A 5,572-nucleotide genomic window follows, 5' to 3' on the forward strand; every position below is an offset into this window, starting at 1 on the left:
CGGCGGGCTCGCACAATCCGGCCGGGGCGGGATTGTTGGTGGCCGGGGGGCGCGGCGGGCTCGCACAATCCGGCCGGAGCGGGATTGTTGGTGGCCGGGGGGCCGGGATGATGGCCGCATGGCGCCCGATACCGAGCCACCCACCCACCTGCTGCACCGGCTGACGTCGTACTCGCACGACCGGGAGTGGACCGAGCCGGTCCCCGACCCGCGCGTGGTGCACGGCCTCGTCCCGGACGACGAGAACCATCGGCCGCAGTGGTACAAGGCCTACGCGGCCGACCTGCCCCGGGTCCTGCTGACCCCAGACCTGCCGGCCTGCACGGCACCGGCGCTGGCCGTGCTCGCCGGGACCGCCGAACTCGCCCCGCGTCGCCTCGACCTGGCCGGTCTGGCCCGGCTGCTGCACCTCTCGGCGGGGGTCACCCGCACCACCGTGAACCGGGCCGGCGTGACCCTGCTGTTCCGGGCTGCCGGGTCCGCGGGCGCGCGGTTCCCCCTGGAGCTGTATGCCGCCGTCCCCCGTGGCCTCGACACGGACCTGCCGCCGGGGGTGCACTGGTACGACCCCGCCGCGCACGCCCTCGTCCGGGTCGGGCCGCCCCCGCTCGGCGCGGCCCCCGCCCTGGTGGTCACCGGCGTGCCGTGGCGCACCGGCTGGCGCTACGCGGAGCGCGGGTTCCGGCACGTCTACTGGGACGCCGGCACGATGCTCGCCCAGCTGCTGGCGCTGGCCGACTCGGCCGGTGTCCGCGCGGGGCTGCACACCGCCTTCCCCGACACCGTCGTGGCTGACCTGGTCGGGGTCGACTCGGTCACCGAGTTCCCCGTCGCGGTCGTCGCGCTCGGGCCCGGCGAGCCCGCGCTGCAGCCGACCGGACCGACGGTGCGGGGCCGGCACGACGCCGACGGCGTGGTGTTCCCACTGGTCACGCAGGCCCAGCGGGCCGGTCGCCGCACCGCGCTGGGACCCGAGCTCGAGCGGGGCCGGGCGGTGCAGCCGGCCACCAGGCCCGCACCCGGGACGCCGATCGACGCGGTGGTCGCGGGCAAGGGCTCGATCCGCCGACTGCGCGCCGACCGCTCGGTGCCGCTGTCGTTGCTGCGCGACGCCATGACGGTCGCGATGCGCGAGGTCGACGTGCCGCACTGGGTCGGGGCCGTCGCGGTCGACGGCCTCGCTCCGGGCGTCTACCGGTGGCCCGATCTGCGGCACGCCGAACGGGCCATGAGCGAGGCGGCGCTGCGGGACGAGCTGTACGGGGCTGCGCTGGAGCAGGGGCTGGCCCACGACGCGTCCTTCGTGGCGATGTCCGGCATCGAGCTGACCGGGGTCGACGACCACCGGTACCGCGAGGTCCAGCTGCTGGCCGGCCTCGTCGAGGGCCGGCTGCACCTGGCCGCGGGGGCGCTCGGCGCCGCCGCGAGCGGGATGACCTTCCGCGACGCCGACCTGCCCCGGCTGCTCGGCCCCGGCGTGGCCGGGCTGCTGTGGACCTGCGTCGGGGTGCCGGAGTACCGGACCCGCCCGAGCGGTCGGCCCGGCCGGCCCGCCCGGGTGCACGTCGTCTGGCCGCGCTGAGCGGGCGTGAGCGGCATACCGAGGCGTCCTTAGACTGGGCCACGTGCGCATCGCGAGGTACACGACCGGGGACGACCCGGTCTACGGCATCGTCCAGGGCGACCCGGGCGGCGAGGTCGTCACGCCGCTGAGCGGCGACCCGCTCTACGTCGGGCTGCAGCCCTCGGGCGCCGGTCCCGTCCTGCTCGAGGACGTGCGGCTGCTCGCGCCGGTGATCCCGCGCTCGAAGGTCGTCGCGGTCGGCAGGAACTACGCCGACCACGTCCGCGAGATGGGCGGCACGGCCCCGCCCGAGCACCCCATGCTGTTCTTCAAGCCCAACACCGCCGTCGTGGGGCCGTTCGACCCGGTCGTGCTGCCGGCCGGCAGCAGCGAGGTCTCCTACGAGGGCGAGCTCGCGGTCGTCGTCAAGACGATCACCAAGGGCGTCAAGGCCGCCGACGCGGCCGAGTGCATCTACGGCTACACCATCGCCAACGACGTGACCGCCCGCGACTGGCAGCGCAGCGACGGCCAGTGGGCACGCGCCAAGGGCTTCGACACCAGCTGCCCGCTCGGCCCCTGGGTCGAGACCGAGCTCGACCCGGCCGACCTCGCGATCCGCACGACGCTCGGCGGCGAGGTGCGCCAGGACGGCCGGACCTGCGACATGGTCCACGGGGTGGCCGCGATCATCGAGTACGCCTCGGCCGCTTTCACGCTGCTGCCCGGTGACGTCATCCTCACCGGCACGCCCGCCGGCGTGGGCCTCGTCGAGGCGGGCCAGCAGGTCACCGTCGAGATCGAGGGCATCGGGTCGCTGACGAACACGTTCGTGCGGCGCTGAGCACTAGGCTGGCCTGTCGTGACCGCACCGACCGACGCCCGTATGCCGCCCAGCCCCGTCCCCGACGACAGCCCGGTCGAGGTGCGGCCGGCCCCGGGGCCGCGGCGCAGCACCTCGGACGGCTCCGGCCCGGTGCGCACCCGGATCGCGCCGTCGCCGACCGGGGACCCGCACGTCGGCACCGCCTACATGTCGCTGTTCAACCTGGCCTTCACCCGGCAGCAGGGCGGGCAGTTCGTGCTGCGGGTCGAGGACACCGACCGCGCGCGCTTCCGCGAGGACAGCGAGGCCCAGCTCTACGACATGCTCGGCTGGCTCGGGCTGCACTGGGACGAGGGGCCGGACATCGGCGGGCCGTTCGCGCCGTACCGACAGTCCGAGCGGCTCGAGACGTACCGGCCCTACGTCGAGAAGCTCGTCGAGCAGGGGCATGCCTACCACTGCTGGTGCTCGACCGAGCGGCTGGCCCACATGCGGATGGTCCAGCAGAAGACGAAGCAGCCGACCGGCTACGACCGGCTCTGCCACGGCAAGACCCGCGAGGAGCGGGCGGCGCTGCCCGGCTTCACCGAGACGCCGGTCGTGCGGATGCTCATCCCGGACGACGTGGAGCTGACCTTCGAGGACGTCATCCGCGGCACGGTGTCGGCGCCCCGGCCCGACGACCAGGTGATCCTGAAGGCCGACGGGTTCCCGACCTACCACCTGGCCGTCGTCGTGGACGACCACGAGATGGGCATCACCCACGTCGTGCGCGGCGAGGAGTGGATCAGCTCGACGCCGAAGCACATCCTGCTCCACCGGTGGCTCGGGCTGCAGCCGCCGAAGTGGGCGCACATGCCGCTGCTGCGCAACGCCGACAAGTCCAAGATCTCCAAGCGCAGGAACCCGGCGGCCCGGCTGACCTGGTTCCGCGAGCAGGGCTACCTGCCGGAGGCACTCGTGAACTTCCTGGCGCTGCTGGCCTACCCGCCGCAGCAGGACGCCGAGGGGGCCGACGTCGAGGTGTTCACCTTCGAGGAGTTCTCGTCAAGCTTCGACTGGGGCAAGGTCAACCCGATCGGGCCGATCTTCGACCTGAAGAAGCTCGAGTGGCTCAACGGCGTCCACATCCGGTCCCTGCAGGTGGGCGAGCTGGCCACGCGGCTGCTGCCCTACCTCGAGCAGGCCGGCGTGCTGCCCGGCCGCCCGTCGCTGGGCGAGCTCGGCCGGCTCACGGAGGTCACCGGGCTGATCCAGACCAGGATGGCGCTGCTGACCGAGGCGCCGGCGCTGGTGGGCCCGTTCTTCGTGGCCGACGACCAGCTCGAGATCCAGCCGGACGCCCGCGCGCAGCTGAAGGACGACGCGCCGCAGGTGCTCGACGAGGCGATCCGCGTGCTCGGCGACATCGACGACCACGGCACCGGTGTGCTCGGGACACAGCGTGGCTGGCACGCCGGCGCCATCGAGACCGCCCTGCGCGCCGCCCTGGTCGAGGGGCTGGGGATCAAGCCGCGCTTCGCCTTCGGGCCGCTGCGCACGGCGGTGTCGGGCGCCCGGGTGTCGCCCCCGCTGTTCGAGTCGATGGAGATCCTCGGCAAGACCTCGACGCTGAACCGGCTGCGCCTGCTGCGCGAGACCCTCTGACGGGCCTGTCATCGTGACGGATCTCGCCGACGTCTGGCCCGTGCACGCGATCCGGCTCCGGACCGCCGGGCTGGACCTGCAGGTCATGCGCGAGGCGGACCTCCCCGCCGTCGTGGGGGCCCTGCCGGACGACGTCGAGCTCGATCCCGGCGCGCCCTCCTACCCCGGCCTGGGCCGCGCCGCGAACCGCCGGGCCGCCCTCGCGCGGAGCTACTGGCGGGCCCTCGGGACGTGGTCGCCCGACGACTGGGCGCTGCCCTTCGTGGTACGCGAGCGCGGCGAGGTCGTCGGCGTCCAGTGGCTGGAGGGCCCGGCTCCGTACCGGCGACAGCGCACGGTCGACTCCTCGTCGTGGCTCGTGCCCCGAGCCCGGCGCCGTGGCCTCGGCACGCAGATGCGCGCTGCGGTGCTCGAGCTCGCCTTCGGTCACCTCGGTGCAGTGGCTGCCATCACCTCGGCCTACGTCGAGAACGCCGCCTCGCTCGGAGTCTCTCGTGCCCTGGGGTACCGCGAGACCCACACCTCCGTGCTCGAGCCCGGCTCCCGCGTCCTGCAGCACCTGCGCCTGGACCGGCCGGACTGGCCGGCCGGCGGGCCGGCCCGGCCCGTCGACGTCAGCGGGGTCGCGGGTGCGCTGGCGCTGTTCGCACTGGGGGACGAGCGTGCACCGGGGGACGAGCGTGTCTGAGCGTTCCCTCGAGAAGGTGCTGAGCGGCATACGCGCGCTCGTTCTCGACGTCGACGACACGATCGTGGACACCCGCACGGCGATGACGAGCGCGGGCACGGTCGCGGCGCGGGCCCTGTGGCCCGGCCCGGGCCACCCGCACCGGCAGATGGCGCAGCGGTACTACGACGACCCCGGCGGCTGGTTCCGGCGTTACACCGCCGGCGAGATCTCCGTGGTACAGATGCGGCTGGCCCGGCTGCGCGACGTCGCCGACACGTTCTCGGTCGACCTGCCGAGCGACGCCCGCGAGCGCTACCTCGCCGCCTATATCCCGGCCTTCCGCAGCGTGCAGCGCCTGTTCGACGACGTCCCCGCGCTGCTGGCAGCGGCGGACCGGCGCGGCGCCCCCGTGGTGCTGCTGACCAACTCGAACCGGGTGGACACGGCGGTCAAGCTGGAGGCGGTCGGCCTGGCCGAGCGGTTCGCCGGGAGGGTCGTGACCACCGACACGCTGGGTGTGGGCAAGCCCGACCGCCGGGTCTACCTCGAGGCGTGCCGCCGCGTCGCCGCCGACCCGGCCCGGACCGTCAGCATCGGCGACAGCCTGGAGTGGGACGTGCTGGGGGCCGTCGCGGCCGGGCTGCGCGGCATCTGGCTCGATCGCGCGGGTTCGGGAGCCGGCCGCCATCCCGCCATCCACACCCTCGAGGCGGTCACCGCCGTCCTGACCTCGGCCACCCGGCCGTGAGCACGTAGGCGCCACGCGCCAGGCCCGGCATCCCGGTACGCCCGGCCTCCCGGGGACACGCCCGGCACCTGCCAACTTCCCCGGTTGCAGCCGTAGAGCCTGGCGGCTGTTCGGTGT

Annotated in this window: 5 protein-coding genes; all 5 read left to right on the top strand. The window is 74.2% G+C overall.

Annotated elements, in window-relative coordinates; genetic code table 11:
* The first annotated feature begins 118 nt into the window (after positions 1-118).
* Genes WMI84_RS16595 through WMI84_RS16615 form a run of 5 tightly spaced genes read left to right on the top strand, consistent with a single transcriptional unit; the run spans position 119 to position 5,455 of the window.
* On the top strand, positions 119-1,582 hold the full coding sequence (locus WMI84_RS16595) for a SagB/ThcOx family dehydrogenase (protein WP_347354884.1): 1,464 nt from the start codon (positions 119-121) through the stop codon (positions 1,580-1,582).
* A 43-nt stretch (positions 1,583-1,625) separates the two neighbouring features.
* Positions 1,626-2,408, top strand: coding sequence for a fumarylacetoacetate hydrolase family protein (locus WMI84_RS16600; protein ID WP_347354885.1), 783 nt, complete (start codon positions 1,626-1,628; stop codon positions 2,406-2,408).
* Positions 2,409-2,426: 18 nt separating this feature from the next.
* Entirely contained in the window at positions 2,427-4,037 is a 1,611-nt protein-coding gene (gene gltX, locus WMI84_RS16605; RefSeq protein ID WP_347354886.1) for a glutamate--tRNA ligase, read from the top strand.
* 13 nt (positions 4,038-4,050) lie between these two features.
* A complete protein-coding gene (locus WMI84_RS16610; protein ID WP_347354887.1) occupies positions 4,051-4,725 on the top strand; it encodes a GNAT family protein in 675 nt (224 codons plus the stop codon).
* A complete protein-coding gene (locus tag WMI84_RS16615; RefSeq protein WP_347354888.1) occupies positions 4,718-5,455 on the top strand; it encodes an HAD family hydrolase in 738 nt (245 codons plus the stop codon). Before WMI84_RS16610 ends, WMI84_RS16615 begins: the two co-directional genes overlap by 8 nt.
* The last annotated feature ends 117 nt before the right edge of the window (positions 5,456-5,572 follow it).

Origin of the sequence: Intrasporangium sp. (genome assembly GCF_039812505.1) — a bacterium.
Lineage (GTDB): Bacteria > Actinomycetota > Actinomycetes > Actinomycetales > Dermatophilaceae > Intrasporangium_A.

Coding starts and splice junctions, on each gene's coding strand:
- WMI84_RS16595 (WP_347354884.1), top strand. CDS start 119: ATGGCGCCCGATACCGAGCCACCCACCCACCTGCTGCACCGGCTGACG.